The following is a 15,920-nucleotide window of genomic DNA, read 5'->3' on the forward strand; positions in this document are numbered from 1 at the left end:
GCCTAGGTTTTGCTGGGTGGGTTCGCCTGCCGGAAGCCAGCGGCGGCGTTAGTGTCGTGCCGTGTCCGCGTCCGACGGAAGTACCGCATCCGAGTGGGTTCCCACCGGGTCGGTCACCGTGCGTGTCCCCGGCAAGGTCAACCTGTATCTGTCCGTCGGCGACCGTCGTGACGACGGCTACCACGAGCTGACGACCGTCTTCCATGCCGTCTCGCTGCTCGACGAGGTGACGGTCAGCACGGCCGACGTGTTGTCGCTCGAGATGGCGGGGGAGGGCGTGGACTCGCTGCCCGCCGACGAGCGCAACCTGGCGTGGCGGGCCGCCGAGTTGATGGCCGACCACGTCGGCCGCGCGCCGGACGTCGCGATCTCCATCGAGAAGTCGATCCCCGTCGCGGGCGGCATGGCCGGCGGCAGCGCCGACGCCGCCGGGGTGCTCGTCGCGATGAACACGCTGTGGGAACTCGGGGTGCCGCGGCGCGACCTGCACGCGCTGGCCGCCCAGTTGGGCAGCGACGTCCCGTTCGCGCTGCACGGCGGCACCGCGCTCGGCACCGGCCGTGGCGAGGAACTGGCCACCGTGCTGGCTCGCAGCACGTTCCACTGGGTGCTGGCGTTCGCCGACGGCGGGTTGTCGACGCCCGCGGTGTTCGCCGAACTCGACCGGTTGCGCGACACCGCGGGCGCGGGCCGCGACGCACCGCCGCGGCTAGAGGATCCGGAGCCGGTGCTGGCCGCGCTGGCGTCGGGTGACCCGGCAGAGCTGGCGCCGCTGCTCGGCAACGACCTGCAGCCGGCGGCGTTGAGCCTGGACCCGGGGCTGCGCCGCACACTGCGGGCGGGCGAAGAGGCCGGTGCGCTGGCGGGCATCGTGTCGGGCTCGGGACCGACGTGTGCGTTCCTGTGCCGGACCGCGTCGCAGGCCGTCGACGTCGGGGCGCAACTCGCCGGTGCCGGGGTGTGCCGCACGGTGCGGGTGGCCAGCGGGCCGGTGCACGGCGCCCGCGTGGTGCCGACGCCGTCGACGTCGGTGTGACCGCCAGGTGTGACCCAGGCCTCATTTATCGCGTCAGTTTGGCGGCTACTTAAGAGTTGCTTAAGATGATCCGCGGTGAAAGCTAGCGGTCAGGAATCGGGCGCGACCTTTTCGACCACCGGTAACCCCGGTGGTGGCTTGTTCGGATATATAGGCATATCCCCGATTCGAGACCTAACCGCTCCCCAATTGTGTGCGCGCCTACGCGAAAGCGCCCTCTATCAGCGGGAGCATTACACCCAGAGGTTTGCTCTGGGACCCACTAGGAGGTTGGCGTGAGCAGATTCACCGAGAAGATGTACCACAACGCCCGGACCGCGAAGACGGGCATGGTCACCGGTGAACCTTATGAGCCCGTCCGGCACACCTGGGGTGAGGTCCACGAGCGCGCCCGCTGCATCGCAGGTGGCCTGGCGCAGGCGGGTATCGGCCTCGGTGACGCCGTCGGCGTGCTGGCCGGGTTCCCGGTCGAGATCGCGCCGACAGCGCAGGGCCTGTGGATGCGTGGCGCCAGCCTGACCATGCTGCACCAGCCCACACCGCGCACCGACCTGGTGGTCTGGGCCGAAGACACCATGAACGTGATCGCCATGATCGAGGCCAAGGCCGTCATCGTGTCCGAGCCGTTCCTGGTGGCCATCCCGGTGCTCGAAGAGAAGGGCATCAAGGTCCTCACGATCACCGACCTGCTGGCCTCCGATCCGATCGATCCGATCGACGTCGACGAGGACGACCTGGCGCTGATGCAGCTGACGTCCGGTTCGACGGGATCGCCGAAGGCGGTGCAGATCACCCACCGCAACATCTACTCCAACGCCGAGGCGATGTTCATCGGCGCCCAGTACGACGTCGACAAGGACGTCATGGTCAGTTGGCTGCCCTGCTTCCACGACATGGGCATGGTCGGCTTCCTGACCATCCCGATGTACTTCGGCGCCGAGCTGGTCAAGGTCACGCCGATGGACTTCCTGCGCGACACCCTGCTGTGGGCCAAGCTCATCGACAAGTACAAGGGCACGATGACCGCGGCCCCGAACTTCGCCTACGCGTTGTTCGCCAAGCGGCTGCGCCGCCAGGCCAAGCCCGGCGAGTTCGACCTGTCGACGCTGCGGTTCGCGCTGTCGGGTGCCGAACCCGTCGAGCCCGCCGACGTCGAGGACCTGCTGGACGCGGGCAAGCCGTTCGGCCTGAAGCCCGATGCGATCCTGCCGGCCTACGGCATGGCCGAGACGACGCTGGCGGTGTCGTTCTCGCCGTGCGGTGCCGGTCTGGTGGTCGACGAGGTGGACGCCGATCTGCTGGCCGCGCTGCGCCGCGCCGTGCCGGCGACTAAGGGCAACACCCGCAGGCTGGCCTCACTGGGCCCGCTGCTGACCGACCTCGAGGCCCGCGTCATCGACGAGCACGGCAGCGTGATGCCGCCGCGCGGTGTCGGGGTGATCGAGTTGCGCGGCGAGTGCGTGACGCCCGGCTACATGACCATGGGCGGTTTCATCCCCGCGCAGGACGAGCACGGCTGGTATGACACCGGCGACCTCGGCTACATCACCGAAGAGGGCAACATCATCGTGTGCGGCCGCGTCAAGGACGTGATCATCATGGCCGGCCGCAACATCTATCCGACCGACATCGAGCGGGCCGCCGGGCGCGTCGAGGGCGTGCGGCCGGGCTGCGCCGTGGCGGTGCGACTCGACGCCGGCCACTCCCGCGAGACGTTCGCCGTCGCCGTCGAGTCCAACAACTGGCAGGACCCGGCCGAGGTGCGTCGCATCGAGCATCAGGTCGCGCACGAGGTGGTCAGCGAGGTCGACGTGCGACCGCGCAACGTCGTCGTGCTCGGCCCTGGCAGCATCCCGAAGACGTCGTCGGGCAAGCTGCGCCGGTCCAACTCGGTCTCGCTGGTCACCTAGCTACGTCATTTTGCGGTCGTTCGCGGCGATTTTCCGAGCGCCACGGGCGGCAGGAACTCGCCGACCAGGGTGCGGTGCCACCATGCGTGGTCACGTCGCAGTTCGTGCCAAGTGGTGAACCGGTATTCGTACAGTTGGGCGCGCACGTAGTGCGGCGGCGACTCGGGGAACGGGTTGTGCCGCAGCAGCCGCAGCGTCGGCGGATCGTTGCGTAGCAGCCGAATGATGAACGGCCCCATCCAGTCCCGCGCATAGTGGGGTGACAGCGCGGCGAACCACATCAACCAGTCCAGCCGCAGATGGTAAGGCGCCCACTGGCGGGGCAGTCGGCGCGGGTCGCCGGGTTTGCCCTTGAATTCGTATTTCTTCCAGACGGTGTGCTCGGTGATCTCGGCCTCGTCGGTGCCCTCGATCACCACCTCGAGGCGCCTGCGGCCGATGCTGCCGAACGCGCCGTAGGTGTTGATCAGGTGAATGGGATTGAATGCGGCGTTCATCCGCTGGTGGCTCGACACCATGTTGCGCACCGGCCAGAAACTGAGCACGACGGTCACCACCGTGAACGCGACCACCAACGCGGCGAACCACAGCGGCGGGTCGGGCAGCGTGCGGGTGCCTGGGGCCGCGATGGCGCTGAAGCCGAGCAGGATCGTCAGCCAGTTCAGCCACGCGAAGTTGCCCGATAACACCAGCCACAACTGGGTGACGATCACGATCGCGCCCGCCACGGACGCCACCGGTTGCGGTGCGAACAGCGCGAAAGGCACCACCAGTTGGGCGAAGTGGTTGCCCGCCACCTCCACCCGGTGCAGCGGTTTGGGCAGATGGTGGAAGAACCAACTCAGCGGGCCTGGCATCGGCTGCGTCTCGTGGTGGTAGTCCAGACAGCTCAGATCCCGCCAGCACGGGTCGCCCCGCAGCTTGATCAGACCCGCGCCGAACTCCACCCGGAACAGCAGCCAGCGGGCGAGCAGGATGGTCAGCAGCGGGGGCGCGACGTCGTCGTTGCCCAGGAAGATCGCTATGAAGCCGGCCTCCAAAAGCAGTGACTCCCAGCCGAATCCATACCACCGCTGCCCGACGTTGACGATCGACAGGTACAGCACCCACAGCGCCAGCCAGATGACGATCGTCGCCCAGAGCGGCACCACATCGAGTACCCCGGCCACGACCGCCGCCGACAACGCCGCGCCCACCCAGCAGACGGCGGCGAACATCCGGTCCGAATAGTGGAAGTGGAAGATGCTCGGCGCCACCCGGAATGGCACGCGCTCGACGAACCGCGGCACCGGCAGCATGCCGTGTTCACCGATCAGCGCACGGAACTGTCGCACAGCCCCGATGAACGCGATCAGGTACACCACCGCAATGCCGCGCTGGAGGACCTGCCGGGCCAGCCAGTACTCAGGGGCAACGAACCACTGCGCGTTCATTTGGGTACTCCTGACTCTGTTGTACCCGCAGTCAGGCAAACGAGACATGGAAACAAAACCATTGGCCGTGTGTCGTGCCGCGCCGATACCGTCGGTCACATGACACCCGCGATCGAGGCCGTTGACCTGGTCAAGAAGTTCGGGGAAAGCACCGCGGTCGACGGCGTCAGCTTCACCGTGCAGCCGGGCACCGTGCTCGGGCTGCTCGGGCCCAACGGGGCGGGCAAGACCACCACGGTGCGGATGATGACCACGCTGACCCTGCCCACCAGCGGCACCGCCCGCGTCGCCGGATACGACGTGGTCTGCGAACCCGACAAGGTGCGCCGCAGCATGGGGCTCACGGGCCAGGTCGCCACCGTCGACGAACTGCTCACCGGACGCGAGAACATCCGGATGATCGGCGGCCTGTACGGCATCCGCCGCAAGGCGTTGGCGCGGCTGGGCGATCAACTGCTGGAACAGTTTTCGATCGCCGACGCGGCGGACCGGGTGGTCAAGTCGTACTCGGGCGGCATGCGCAGGCGGTTGGATCTCGCGGTCAGCCTGCTGGCGTCGCCGCCGGTGCTGTTCCTCGACGAGCCCACCACCGGGCTGGATCCGCGCAGCCGCAGCGACCTGTGGGAGGTGCTGCGCGGGCTGGTGCAGGGCGGCACCACGCTGCTGCTGACCACGCAATATCTGGAGGAGGCCGATCAGTTGGCCGACAACATCGTGGTGATCGACAAGGGCCGGATCATCGCAGAAGGCTCGCCGCTGCAGCTCAAGCAGCAGGCGGGCAACGCCAGCCTGGTCATCACCGTCTCGAACGCCGACGACCTGCCCGCCGCCCAGGCGCTGCTGGCCAAGACCGGCGCGGAGGTGTTCGTCGACACCGGTGCCCGCCAGTTGACCGCCGCGGCCGACGGCCTGACCGACATGGTCCGCGTCGCGGGCTGGCTGCGAGACAGCGAGATCGACGTCGACGACATCGGGCTGTCGCGGACCAGCCTTGACGACGTGTTCCTCTCGCTCACCGGACACCGCACCGAAGAAGAGGTAGGCCCATGACCGCCACCACCACGCAGACGCGCATCGAGCTGCAGCCCGCGCGCACCCATCCCACCAACATCGCCCAGCAGTCGTGGATCATGGTGAAGCGCAACATGATTCACACCAAACGCATGCCAGAGATGCTCAGCGATGTGACAGCGCAACCCATCATGTTCGTGCTGTTGTTTGCGTTCGTCTTCGGCGCGTCCATCGCGACCGGCAGCGGTGCCTCCTACCGCGAGTTCCTGCTGCCGGGCATTCAGGCGCAGACCATCGTCTTCACGGCGTTCGTGGTGGCATCGGGCATCACGGCCGACGTCGAGAAGGGCATCATCGACCGGTTCCGCTCGCTGCCGATCTCGCGGTCGTCGGTGTTGATCGGCCGCAGCGTGGCCAGTTTGTTGCACTCGTCGATCGGCGTCGTGGTGATGGCGGTGACGGGACTCGCGATCGGATGGCGCATCCGCGGCAGCGTCGCCGAGGCCGCGTTGGCGTTCCTGCTGATCCTGGTTTTCGGCTTCGCCATGATCTGGTTCGGCATTCTGATTGGCTCGGTGATGCGGTCGGTCGAGGCGGTCAACGGCGTCATGTTCACCGTGTTGTTCCCAATCACGTTCCTGGCCAACACATTCGCGCCGACCGAACCGATGCAGCCGTGGCTGCGTGCCATCGCTGAGTGGAACCCGGTGTCGTCATTGGCGCAGGCGATGCGCGAACTCTGGGGTAACGGCGGGCCTGCGCCGGAAGCCGCCCAGTTGCCGCTGCACCATCCGATACTGGCGACCATTCTGTGGTCGGTGGCGCTGACCGCCGTGTTCGCGCCGTTCGCATTGCGCGCCTACGCGCGCCGGACGGGCGGTTAGCCAATACCCGAGGGCGGTCGGGAGTCGGGCCCGGTGGTTGAGGAGTCGATCGTGGGGCCTGCGGGTCCTCGTGCCCCGCTGACGCTGCTCAGGCTGCTGGGACAGCCGTCGTCGGACGACAACCCGGTCGTGCCTTCGGTGCCGCCTCCTCCGACCGCACCGTGGCTGGTGCCGCTGACGTCGCCTCGTTCGTTCGGTCCTGCGTTGTGGTTGCAGCCGCCGCCGGGTCCTATCGCTCCGTCGGTGGGCAGTGGCACCGCCAACGCTATTGCCGCGGCGGTGAGGACGAACAGTGTTGCGGTGCGGGGTTTCTCGAATCTCATGGCTGCACACTATCGCCGCGAGCGCGCCGCCAAAGCCGTTGCGGCACAAGGCACAGAGGGTCAGCAGTCAGCGCAGGGACGACGCGCAGGCGTGGGGGTCGCTGGCGGCAAAGCGTGGGCCGGTTCGCAGCCAGCCGCCAGCATCGGCACGTAAGTCGTCGAAAGCCGCTGTGTGACTTGGGAAACCGGCTGGCTCAGGCAGTGACGTGCGTCTCACTCATCTGGTCGTACACCCGCCACCAGATCGCCTCGTGGGCCGCAGGCGTGATCTCGCCGCGCGCGAGCAGTTCGTCGGCCTCGAGCAGCGTGCCTGCGAGGTTCTCCAGCTTGTGGTGCACTGCCGCCGACACCGGATCGCGGTGGCCGGCGAGCACCATGGCGCCGATCGTCCTGACCTGTCTGCGCGCATCGCCTGCTCTCATCATGGTGACCACCCCCAGCCCGATGAAGAGCGCTGTCGAGATGCACACCGCGGTCGACGGCTCGGTCAGCTGGTTGAGCCAGATCTCGCAGAACACCCAGACCAGCGCGCCCCACAGTGGCCAACCGCGGGCGATCCGGACGCGGCGCCGTTCCGCATCGCTGATCCCCGGCGGATACACCACCAGGCGGTATCGCGTGACTCCGAAGCGGTCGGGGCGAATCTCGATCGACCCCCACGGGCGGTCACCGTCGAGCAACCGCACCCATCCCCGGCGTAGCAGATCCTTGCCGTTCATGTCTCTGGTGTACCCCCGCCCGCGCCGTAGATGTGCGGTCTGAACAGTTTCTTTACGCGTGCGAAGGATTTATTGATAACGCCAGCAGCTGAGTATTGTGTACTATACTCAACATGACGGTGGAGAAGATCCCGGCTCGGCTCGCCGACCATCCGACGGTGCGCAAAGTGCGGTCCCGCAAGACCGAGCGGCCTGGCGTCATCGACGCGGACTGGTTGCGTCGGGTGTGCCTCGACGCGGGCGCCGACGACGTCTCCTTCGCCAGCGTGGAGCACCCCGATCTGGCGGGCGAGCGCGAACACGTCGAGGCGGCGCTACCGGGCACGCTGAGCTACGTCGCGCTGGTCGTCAAGATGAATCGCGACAACGTCCGCTCGACCGCGCGCAGCGTGGCTAACCAGGAGTTCCACCGCAGCGGCGAGATCATGAACGCCGCCGCCCACCGGATCACCCGCGCGCTGCAGGACGCCGGCTACCGGGCGATCAACCCGTCGATGTCGTTCCCGATGGAGATGGACCGCTACCCCGGGCGCATCTGGGTGGTGGCGCACAAGCCGGTGGCGGTGGCCGCCGGTCTTGGCGTGATGGGCATCCACCGCAATGTCATCCACCCGAAGTTCGGCAACTTCATCCTGCTCGGCACCATTCTGGTGGCCGCCCCGATCAGCAGTTACGGTGAGCCGCTTGACTATTCGCCATGCCTGGAGTGCAAGCTGTGCGTCGTGGCCTGCCCGGTCGGAGCGATCAAGAAGGATGGCCAGTTCGACTTCGTCGCCTGTTCGGTGCACAACTACCGCGAGTTCATGGGCGGGTTCACCGACTGGGCGCAGACCATTGCCGACAGTTCGTCGGCCGACGACTTCCGTTCGCGGGTGACCGATTCCGAGAACGCATCGATGTGGCAGAGCCTGTCGTTCAAGGCGAACTACAAGGCCGCATACTGCCTCGCGGTGTGCCCGGCGGGCGAGGACGTCATCGAACCCTATCTGGAGGATCGCAAGGGTTTCATGGACCTGGTGCTCAAACCGCTGCAGGAGAAGAAGGAGACGCTCTACGTGCTGCCGAACTCGGCGGCCAAGGAGCACGCCGAACGCCGTTACCCGCACAAGCAGGTGAAGGTCGTCGACAGCGGGATCCGGGGACGCTAAAGCGTCCATTTGTCCGGTTGGGCGGATCGGGAAGCTTCTGCGACCGCGCTGCGTTTGCCAAATCATGAAGATCAACGAGGTAGCGGCGTTTCGCGCCAAGTCAGGTACCGTCCCGCCGCTGCGTCGGCTGGTGATGTGTGTTGCGGCGGTTTTGTTTTCGGGTGTGACGCTGGTCGCACCGGTCACGACGGCAGTGGCCTCGGCAGCGCAGGATTCGTGTCCGGCCGTCCAGGTGGTGTTCGCGCGCGGCACCGGCGAACCGGACGGAATCGGTCGGGTCGGCCAGGCGTTCGTCGACGCCCTGAAGCCACTCGTCAAAGGCAAGTCGGTCGCCGTCTATGCGGTGAACTACCCCGCGTCACGTGACTTCCTGCGTGCCGCCGACGGCGCCAACGACGCCAGCAATTTCGTGCAGAACATCGCCAACACCTGCCCCGACACGAAGATCGTGCTGGGCGGCTACTCGCAGGGTGCTGCCGTCGTCGACGCGATCACGGTGGCCGACCAGCCGACCCTCGGCTTCACGCAGATCATGCCCGCCAACGTCGCCGACCACGTCGCAGGCGTCGCGGTGTTCGGCAACCCGTCGATCCGACTGCTCGGCAACCCGCTGACCGTGCTGAGCCCGGTGTACGGGCCCAAGACGATCGATCTGTGCAACGGCGCCGACCCGGTGTGCTCCAACGGCGACGACATCCCAGCCCACAGCCTCTACGTGCAGGCCGGGATGGCAACGCAGGCAGCACAATTCGTGGCCGACCGGATCAACGCACCGCAGGCGCCGATCAGCACGCTGTCAGCCGAGGGCTGATCAGCCCCAGGCGTGCACGGTGTTCTGCGCCGGCTCCAACCCTTGCGAGACCAGAAGTTCGGTGGCATCGGCCGCCTGCTCACAGATGGTGGGAACCTCGCGCCATTCGACGTTGGTGAAGTTGCCCAACACGAATGCCGCGCCTTCCATCCGACCGGGCGGGCGGCCGATTCCGATGCGCACCCGCTGAAAGTCGTTGGTCCCCAACGCCGATGACACCGACCGCAGGCCGTTGTGCCCTGCGACGCCGCCCCCGAACTTCAACCTGATCCGGCCGAAGTCGATATCGAGTTCGTCGTGGATCACCACGATGTCGGCGGGCGGCACCGAGTAGAACTTGGCCAGCGGCCCGACCTGACGCCCCGACTCGTTCATGTAGCAGCGCGGCTTGGCCAGCACGACCGACCGGCCACCGAGGCGGCCGGTCGCCACCTCGGCCCCGGACTTCTTGTGCACCTTGAATCCAGAACCGAGGCGGTCCGAAAGGATGTCGGCGACAAGGAAACCCAGGTTGTGCCGCGTCGTCGCGTACTGCGGTCCGGGGTTGCCCAGGCCGACCACCAAGATGGGTTCGGCCATACCGGAACCCGCTTACTCGGACTCTTCGGCGGGTGCCTCTTCGCCTGCGCCCTCGCCGGCCTCGGTCGCCGGCTCACCCTCGGCGCCCTCGGCGGCCTCGCCGGCGCCCTCGGCCTCGAGGTCCTCCGCCGTCGGCGCGGCGACGACGTTGACCACCAGCGTCTCGGGATCCGAAACCAGGCTGACGCCCGACGGCAGCGCGATCGAACCGGCGGTGAACTGCGTGCCGATCTCGGCGCCCTCGATCGACAGCGTGAGGTGCTCGGGAATCGACTGCACATCGGCCTCGACGGTGATGGTGTTGGCGTCCTGGGTGACCAGCGAGCCGGACGCCGCCTCGCCCTCGACCACCACGTTGACCTCGACGGTCACCTTCTCGCCGCGCCGCACCACGAGCAGGTCGACGTGCTGAATGGAGCGGCGGATCGGATGCACATCGAGCGCCTTGGTCAGGGCGAGCTGCTCCTTGCCCTCGATGTCGAGGGTGAGCACTGCGTTGGTGCCGGAGTGCCGCAGCACGGCCGCGAAGTCGTGGCCGTCGAGTTCCAGGTGCTGCGGATCGCTGCCGTGGCCGTAGAGAACGGCGGGCACCTTGCCCAAACGGCGGGCGCGACGCGAGGCGCCCTTGCCCGTCTCGGTGCGGACGGCAGCCGTCAGCTTGTTGGTCGCGGTCTTGGCCATGTGGTGTTGCTCCTGTGTCGTGTGCTCAGCACAGCAAGGGCGCACCACTAGATGAGGCTCGCGTCGATAACGGTGGCCGGGCCACCCTCGCCGTGATCGTCAACGAGGGTAGCGCGACGGGCGGCTCACGCCCAAATCACAAAGGAAATTTGGTGCCCGTGAGCTGCTCGGACAGCTCCCAGAGCGCGCCTGCCTTCTTGGCGTCGCGGGCCAGCGGGCTGCGCAACGGCGTCGGGCCGGTCGGCCCCCACATGGCGAACCGCGGGCCGACGTAGGTGTTGCCCGGCAGATCCTGCGACGTCGCGTACAGCGTCTGGCGGGCCCCGAACTCGGCGGACGTCGCGACCAGCGAGTTCCCAGCCTGGAACACCTTGCCGAACGGTCCCGCCGAGTGCGACTGCAGTTCCGTGGCCGAATATCCCGGATGCGCGGCCAGCGCCCGCACCGTCGACCCGACGGCGTCGAGGCGGCGCTGCAACTCGGAGGTGAACAGCAGGTTGGCCAGCTTGGACTGCCCGTAGGCCGGCCACGCCAGGTACGGCCGGGCCTTCCAGTTGAGGTCCTTGAGGTTGATCCGCCCGAACACGTGCATCATCGACGCCACCGTCACCACCCGGTCGATGATCCGGGGCAGCAGCAGGTTGGTCAGCGCGAAGTGGCCGAGGTGGTTGGTGCCGATCTGGCTTTCGAAGCCGTCGACGGTCTGCGCGTAGGGCACCGCCATGATGCCCGCGTTGTTGATCAGCACGTCGACGCCGTCGATCCCGTCGGCGAACGCCCGCACCGACGCCAGGTCCTGCAGGTCGAGCTTGCGCACCTCGACGTCGCCGGTCATGGTCGCGGCGGCGGCGTCGCCCTTGGCGGTGTTGCGCACGGCCAGAATCGTTTTCGCCCCGACACGGGCCAACTCGCGGGCGGTGACCAGGCCAAGGCCGCTGTTGGCTCCGGTGACGATCACCGTTCGGCCTGCGAAGGACGGTAGCTCGGCGGCGGTCCACTCAGTCATGGGCTAACCCTAATGCGCCCCGTGAAATGCACGTTTTGTTCACGTCTTCTCGCACTTTCTGTACAAAAGTGCATTTCGGCGCGCTACTTGAGCTTGACGTCGAAGCCTTTGATGACGGCCTCGATGTCGGGCGCCTGCTCGGCCGCCTTCTCCGCATAGCCCGTCACGGTGAACTGGATGAGATAGCGCTGATTGGCCGGCGGTGCAGTGGTCGGGATGACGATGCGGTTGTAGCTGTGCATGCGGGCGCCGTTGAGGTCGTAGCTGCCCTCGATCATCGCCGACGGGAAGCCGTGCCAGTTGTCGGTCGACGCGTTGAGCCGGTGGAAGTTCTGCGACAACTCCGCGTCGACGTAACCGTGCTTGATGGCCTCGGTGACGTCGAAGTCGCCCTTGAGTTTGAACACGATCAGGGTCGCGGTGGGGTAGGTGTCGTTCTTGGCGATCATCTGCGTTCCCGGCGCCATGTTCGGGTTGTTGTACTGCTGCCAGCCCTTCGGCTGCGGCATCGTCACCGTCAGATCGGTGAGCTGCTGCGGCGCGACCGGTTCCCCGGTGACCCCGGAATCCTCCAGATACTTCGCGATGGGCACCGGCGCCCCCGACGCGGTGGTCGTTGTCGTCGTCGTGGTCGGCGACGTCGACCAGACCGATTGGTAGTCAACCTTTTCCGCGCCGCAGCCCGTTACGGCGAACGCCACGAGACCGATTGCGGCCCAGTGTCGAAAGGTCACAAAATCTCTCGGACCGCGTCGATCGGCCGGGCCAGCCTGGTGCCCTTCGGCGTGACGACGAACGGGCGCTCGATCAGGATCGGGTGCTCGGCCATCGCATCGAGCAACTCGTCGTCCGACGCGTCGGCCAGGCCCAGTTCGGAGTACAGCGCTTCACGTTTGCGCACCGCGGTCCGCACGTCGATGCCCGCGTCCTTGATCATCTGGGCCAACTCGGCGCGCGTCGGCGGTGTCTTCAGATACTGCACCACTTCGGGTTCAATACCGTTGTCGCGCAGCAACTCCAGGGTCTTGCGCGAGGTCGAACACTTGGGGTTGTGATAGATGACAGAGTCAGCCACTACGCGGACCCGTCGAAAAGGCTTGTCACCGAACCGTTGTCGAACACGGCGCGGATCGTGTTGGCCAGCAGCGGTGCGATCGACAGCACGGTCAACTGCGGGAAACGCTTCTCCTCACCGATCGGCAGCGTGTTGGTGACGATCACCTCACACGCTCCGCAGTCGGCCAGTCGCTGCGGCGCGGGATCGGACAGCACCCCGTGCGTCGCGGCGATGATGACGTCGCCCGCGCCGTCCTTCTTGAGCAGGTTGACCGCGCCCGCGATAGTGCCGCCAGTGTCGATCATGTCGTCGGTCAGCACGCAGGTCTTGCCGCGCACGTCGCCGACCACGCGATTGGACACCACCTGGTTGGGCACCAGCGGATCGCGCGTCTTGTGGATGAAGGCCAGCGGCACACCGCCGAGCGAGTCGGCCCACTTCTCGGCGACGCGCACCCGCCCCGAGTCGGGGGAGACCACGACCATGTCGTGGCCGGAGTAGTTCTCGGCGATGTAGCCGGTCAGCAGCTTCTGCGCCCGCATGTGGTCGACAGGACCATCGAAGAACCCCTGGATCTGGTCGGTGTGCAGGTCGACCGACACGATCCGGTCGGCCCCCGCCGTCTTGAGCAGGTCTGCGACCAGGCGCGCGGAGATGGGCTCGCGGCCGCGGTGCTTCTTGTCCTGGCGGGCGTACGGATAGAACGGCAGGATCGCGGTGATCCGCTTGGCGCTGCCGCGCTTGAGCGCATCGATCATGATCAGCTGTTCCATCAGCCACTGGTTCAGCGGCCACGGATGGCTCTGCAGCACGAACGCGTCACAGCCGCGAACCGATTCGTCGAAGCGAACGAAGATCTCGCCGTTGGCGAAGTCCCGTGCGGTCTGCGCGGTGACCGGAACGTCGAGCTCCTTGGCCACCTGCTCGGCCAGTTCGGGGTGCGCACGACCCGAGAAGAGCATCAGATTCTTGCGGTTATCGGTCCACTCGGTACCCACGGTGTCTTTCGCCGCCCTCGAGATCGGGATCGTTACGGCCTAATCGTACGGGTTGCCGCATCCCCAACAACTGGCAACCGGCTCACGGCTTTGCGGCGTCGTCCGGGTTCTGGTCTTCGCCGGTAGCGCGGCGGGCGGCCTCCGCGGCCTTCGACCCCGGCCGCTTCCGCGCGACCCAGCCCTCGATGTTTCGCTGCGGACCCGCCGACACGGCCAGCGCGCCAGGCGGCACGTCCTCACGGACCACCGTGCCCGCGCCGGTGTAGGCGCCGTCGCCGACGGTCACCGGGGCGACGAACATCGTGTCGGAGCCTGCGCGCACGTGTGAGCCGATCGTGGTGCGGCTCTTGTTCTCGCCGTCGTAGTTGACGAAGACGCTGGAACACCCGATGTTGCTGTGCTCGCCGATGTCGGCGTCACCCACGTAGGTCAGGTGCGGCACCTTGGTGCCGGTGCCGATGGTCGCGTTCTTGGTTTCGACGAACGCGCCGAGCTTGCCGTCGGCGCCAAGCACCGTGCCCGGCCGCAGATACGCGAACGGCCCCACCACCGCGCCGTCGCCGATGACCGACTGGCCGCCGTGGGTGCGCACCACCGAGACGCGGTCGCCGACGGTGACGTCGGTCAGCGTGGTGTCCGGGCCGACGATGCACTGCGCGCCGATGCGGGTGGCGCCGAGCAGTTGCGTGCCCGGCTGGATCGCGGTGTCCCTGCCGATCGTCACGTCGACGTCGATCCACGTGGTGGCCGGATCGACGATCGTGACGCCCGCGCGCTGATGGGCCGCGACGATGCGCCGGTTGAGTTCGGCCGCCAGCTCCGAGAGCTGCACGCGGTCGTTGACGCCTGCCACCAACGCCGAATCGTCGACGTGCACCGCGCGCACACGCAGCCCATCCGAGCGCGCGATCGAGATCACGTCGGTCAGATACAGCTCCTGCTGCGCGTTGTGGGGCTGCAGCTTGTCCAGCGCCGAGCGCAGCACCGCGGCGTCGAAGGCGTAGACGCCCGCGTTGATCTCCCGGATGGTCAGCTCCGAGGGCCCCGCGTCCTTCTGCTCGACGATGCTGATCACCTCGCCGTCGGCAGTGCGTACAACCCGCCCGTAGCCGGTCGGGTCGGCCAGCGTCGTGGTCAGCATGGTCACCGCGGCGTCGCCTGCACTGTGTGCGGCGATCAGCCCGGCGAGGGTGTCGGCGTCCAGCAGCGGCACGTCGCCGTAGGTCACGACGACGACGCCTGCATAGTCGTCGGGCAGCGCCGCGAGCGCGCAGCGGACGGCGTGGCCGGTGCCGAGTTGCTCCTCCTGAACGGCGATGTGGATCGGCCTGCCCAGCTCGTCGGCCAGCGCGGCCACCGCGGGTTCGATGCGGTCACGGTCGTGGCCGAGCAGCACCACGAGATGACCCGGCGCCGCCTTGGCCACCGAATGCAGCGCGTGCGCCAGCATGCTGCGCCCGGCCAGCGTGTGCAGGACCTTCGGGGTGTCCGACCGCATGCGGGTACCTGCCCCGGCCGCTAGAACCAGGACAGCGGCCTCGCCGTGCACGTTCGCCATAAAGCTCCGTCGCCAGGACTCGAACCTGAACTATCTGAACCAAAATCAGAGGTGCTGCCGATTACACCACGACGGACTGATCAACTCGTGATGGTAGTGGATGGCCTTACCCTGAAAGGCGTGGCAGCACTCGACAAGGAGGTGCGTGCGCCCCGCGCCAGGATGACCGGCGCCGAGCGGCGTCATCAGCTGATCGACGTCGCCCGGACGTTGTTCGCCGAACGCGGCTACGAGGGCACGTCGATCGAAGAGATCGCGCTGCGGGCCAACGTCTCCAAACCCGTCGTCTACGAACACTTCGGCGGCAAGGAGGGTCTGTACGCGGTGGTCGTCGACCGCGAGATGTCGGCGCTGCTCGACGGGATCACCTCGTCGCTGACCAGGATGACCAACAACCGGTCCCGGCTGCGCATCGAGCGGGTGGCGCTGGCGCTGCTGACCTACGTCGACGAGCGCACCGACGGCTTCCGCATCCTGATCCGCGATTCGCCGGCCGCCATCACCGCGGGCACCTACTCGACGCTGCTCAACGAGGCCGTGAACCAGGTGTCGTCGATCCTGGCAGGCGACTTCTCCCGGCGCGGGCTCGATCCGGACATGGCGCCGCTGTACGCGCAGGCGTTGGTGGGCTCGGTGTCGATGACGGCGCAGTGGTGGCTCGACGTGCGTGAGCCGAAGAAGGAAGTGGTGGCCGCGCATTTAGTCAACCTGTGCTGGAACGGGCTGATGCATCTCGAGGACGATCCGCAACTCATCGACGAGTGAT

At 67.2% G+C, this 15,920-nt stretch carries 17 protein-coding genes and 1 tRNA gene; 7 read left to right on the top strand and 11 right to left on the bottom strand.

Features of this window, described 5'->3' with window-relative positions; genetic code table 11:
- Window positions 1-61 precede the first annotated feature (61 nt).
- Window positions 62-1,036 carry a 4-(cytidine 5'-diphospho)-2-C-methyl-D-erythritol kinase gene (locus C1A30_RS32515; protein WP_101952307.1) on the top strand — a complete coding sequence of 325 codons (975 nt, stop codon included), beginning with the start codon at window positions 62-64 and terminating at the stop codon, window positions 1,034-1,036.
- Window positions 1,037-1,311: 275 nt separating this feature from the next.
- On the top strand, window positions 1,312-2,946 hold the full coding sequence (locus C1A30_RS32525; RefSeq protein WP_101952308.1) for a fatty acyl-AMP ligase: 1,635 nt from the start codon (window positions 1,312-1,314) through the stop codon (window positions 2,944-2,946).
- Window positions 2,947-2,951: 5 nt separating this feature from the next.
- Here the strand turns inward: C1A30_RS32525 and C1A30_RS32530 are convergent, their stop codons facing one another.
- A complete protein-coding gene (locus tag C1A30_RS32530) occupies window positions 2,952-4,379 on the bottom strand; it encodes a lipase maturation factor family protein (protein WP_101952310.1) in 1,428 nt (475 codons plus the stop codon).
- Between the two features lie 99 nt (window positions 4,380-4,478).
- Between C1A30_RS32530 and C1A30_RS32535 the strand changes: the two genes are divergently transcribed.
- Window positions 4,479-5,429, top strand: coding sequence for an ATP-binding cassette domain-containing protein (locus C1A30_RS32535; RefSeq protein ID WP_101952311.1), 951 nt, complete (start codon window positions 4,479-4,481; stop codon window positions 5,427-5,429).
- Window positions 5,426-6,274: an ABC transporter permease gene (locus tag C1A30_RS32540; protein ID WP_101952313.1), complete on the top strand. Its 849-nt coding sequence runs from the start codon at window positions 5,426-5,428 to the stop codon at window positions 6,272-6,274. The genes C1A30_RS32535 and C1A30_RS32540 overlap by 4 nt, the downstream gene beginning before the upstream one ends.
- Here the strand turns inward: C1A30_RS32540 and C1A30_RS35480 are convergent.
- Together C1A30_RS35480 and C1A30_RS32550 are read right to left on the bottom strand one after the other, a co-directional pair.
- Window positions 6,271-6,597 carry a hypothetical protein gene (locus C1A30_RS35480; RefSeq protein WP_142392696.1) on the bottom strand — a complete coding sequence of 109 codons (327 nt, stop codon included), beginning with the start codon at window positions 6,595-6,597 and terminating at the stop codon, window positions 6,271-6,273. The genes C1A30_RS32540 and C1A30_RS35480 overlap by 4 nt on opposite strands.
- A gap of 194 nt (window positions 6,598-6,791) precedes the next feature.
- Window positions 6,792-7,316 carry a DUF6611 family protein gene (locus tag C1A30_RS32550; protein ID WP_101952316.1) on the bottom strand — a complete coding sequence of 175 codons (525 nt, stop codon included), beginning with the start codon at window positions 7,314-7,316 and terminating at the stop codon, window positions 6,792-6,794.
- 113 nt (window positions 7,317-7,429) lie between these two features.
- On the opposite strand from C1A30_RS32550, the gene C1A30_RS32555 reads away from it, so the two are divergent.
- Window positions 7,430-8,464, top strand: coding sequence for a 4Fe-4S binding protein (locus C1A30_RS32555; RefSeq protein WP_101952318.1), 1,035 nt, complete (start codon window positions 7,430-7,432; stop codon window positions 8,462-8,464).
- Window positions 8,465-8,528: 64 nt separating this feature from the next.
- Window positions 8,529-9,275: a cutinase family protein gene (locus C1A30_RS32560; RefSeq protein ID WP_101952320.1), complete on the top strand. Its 747-nt coding sequence runs from the start codon at window positions 8,529-8,531 to the stop codon at window positions 9,273-9,275.
- Here the strand turns inward: C1A30_RS32560 and pth are convergent, their stop codons facing one another.
- From pth to C1A30_RS32600, 8 genes are all read right to left on the bottom strand, one after another.
- Window positions 9,276-9,854, bottom strand: coding sequence for an aminoacyl-tRNA hydrolase (pth, locus tag C1A30_RS32565; protein WP_101952321.1), 579 nt, complete (start codon window positions 9,852-9,854; stop codon window positions 9,276-9,278). It lies immediately after the preceding gene.
- A 12-nt stretch (window positions 9,855-9,866) separates the two neighbouring features.
- Window positions 9,867-10,535 (bottom strand): 50S ribosomal protein L25/general stress protein Ctc, encoded by a 669-nt coding sequence (locus C1A30_RS32570; RefSeq protein ID WP_101952322.1) that lies wholly within the window; start codon window positions 10,533-10,535, stop codon window positions 9,867-9,869.
- 136 nt (window positions 10,536-10,671) lie between these two features.
- Window positions 10,672-11,541 (bottom strand): oxidoreductase, encoded by an 870-nt coding sequence (locus C1A30_RS32575; RefSeq protein WP_101952323.1) that lies wholly within the window; start codon window positions 11,539-11,541, stop codon window positions 10,672-10,674.
- Between the two features lie 83 nt (window positions 11,542-11,624).
- Window positions 11,625-12,242, bottom strand: coding sequence for an LpqN/LpqT family lipoprotein (locus C1A30_RS32580; RefSeq protein WP_235010303.1), 618 nt, complete (start codon window positions 12,240-12,242; stop codon window positions 11,625-11,627).
- A gap of 29 nt (window positions 12,243-12,271) precedes the next feature.
- Window positions 12,272-12,616, bottom strand: coding sequence for an arsenate reductase (glutaredoxin) (gene arsC, locus C1A30_RS32585; RefSeq protein WP_101952325.1), 345 nt, complete (start codon window positions 12,614-12,616; stop codon window positions 12,272-12,274).
- On the bottom strand, window positions 12,616-13,596 hold the full coding sequence (locus C1A30_RS32590) for a ribose-phosphate diphosphokinase (RefSeq protein WP_101952326.1): 981 nt from the start codon (window positions 13,594-13,596) through the stop codon (window positions 12,616-12,618). Before C1A30_RS32590 ends, arsC begins: the two co-directional genes overlap by 1 nt.
- An 82-nt stretch (window positions 13,597-13,678) precedes the next feature.
- On the bottom strand, window positions 13,679-15,154 hold the full coding sequence (gene glmU, locus C1A30_RS32595; RefSeq protein ID WP_101952327.1) for a bifunctional UDP-N-acetylglucosamine diphosphorylase/glucosamine-1-phosphate N-acetyltransferase GlmU: 1,476 nt from the start codon (window positions 15,152-15,154) through the stop codon (window positions 13,679-13,681).
- Window positions 15,155-15,158: 4 nt separating this feature from the next.
- Window positions 15,159-15,230 (bottom strand) — tRNA-Gln (locus C1A30_RS32600).
- Between the two features lie 86 nt (window positions 15,231-15,316).
- On the opposite strand from C1A30_RS32600, the gene C1A30_RS32605 reads away from it, so the two are divergent.
- Window positions 15,317-15,919 carry a TetR/AcrR family transcriptional regulator gene (locus tag C1A30_RS32605; protein ID WP_067811775.1) on the top strand — a complete coding sequence of 201 codons (603 nt, stop codon included), beginning with the start codon at window positions 15,317-15,319 and terminating at the stop codon, window positions 15,917-15,919.
- The last annotated feature ends 1 nt before the right edge of the window (window position 15,920 follow it).

This window comes from Mycobacterium sp. 3519A (genome assembly GCF_900240945.1).
In the GTDB taxonomy this organism is placed as follows: domain Bacteria; phylum Actinomycetota; class Actinomycetes; order Mycobacteriales; family Mycobacteriaceae; genus Mycobacterium.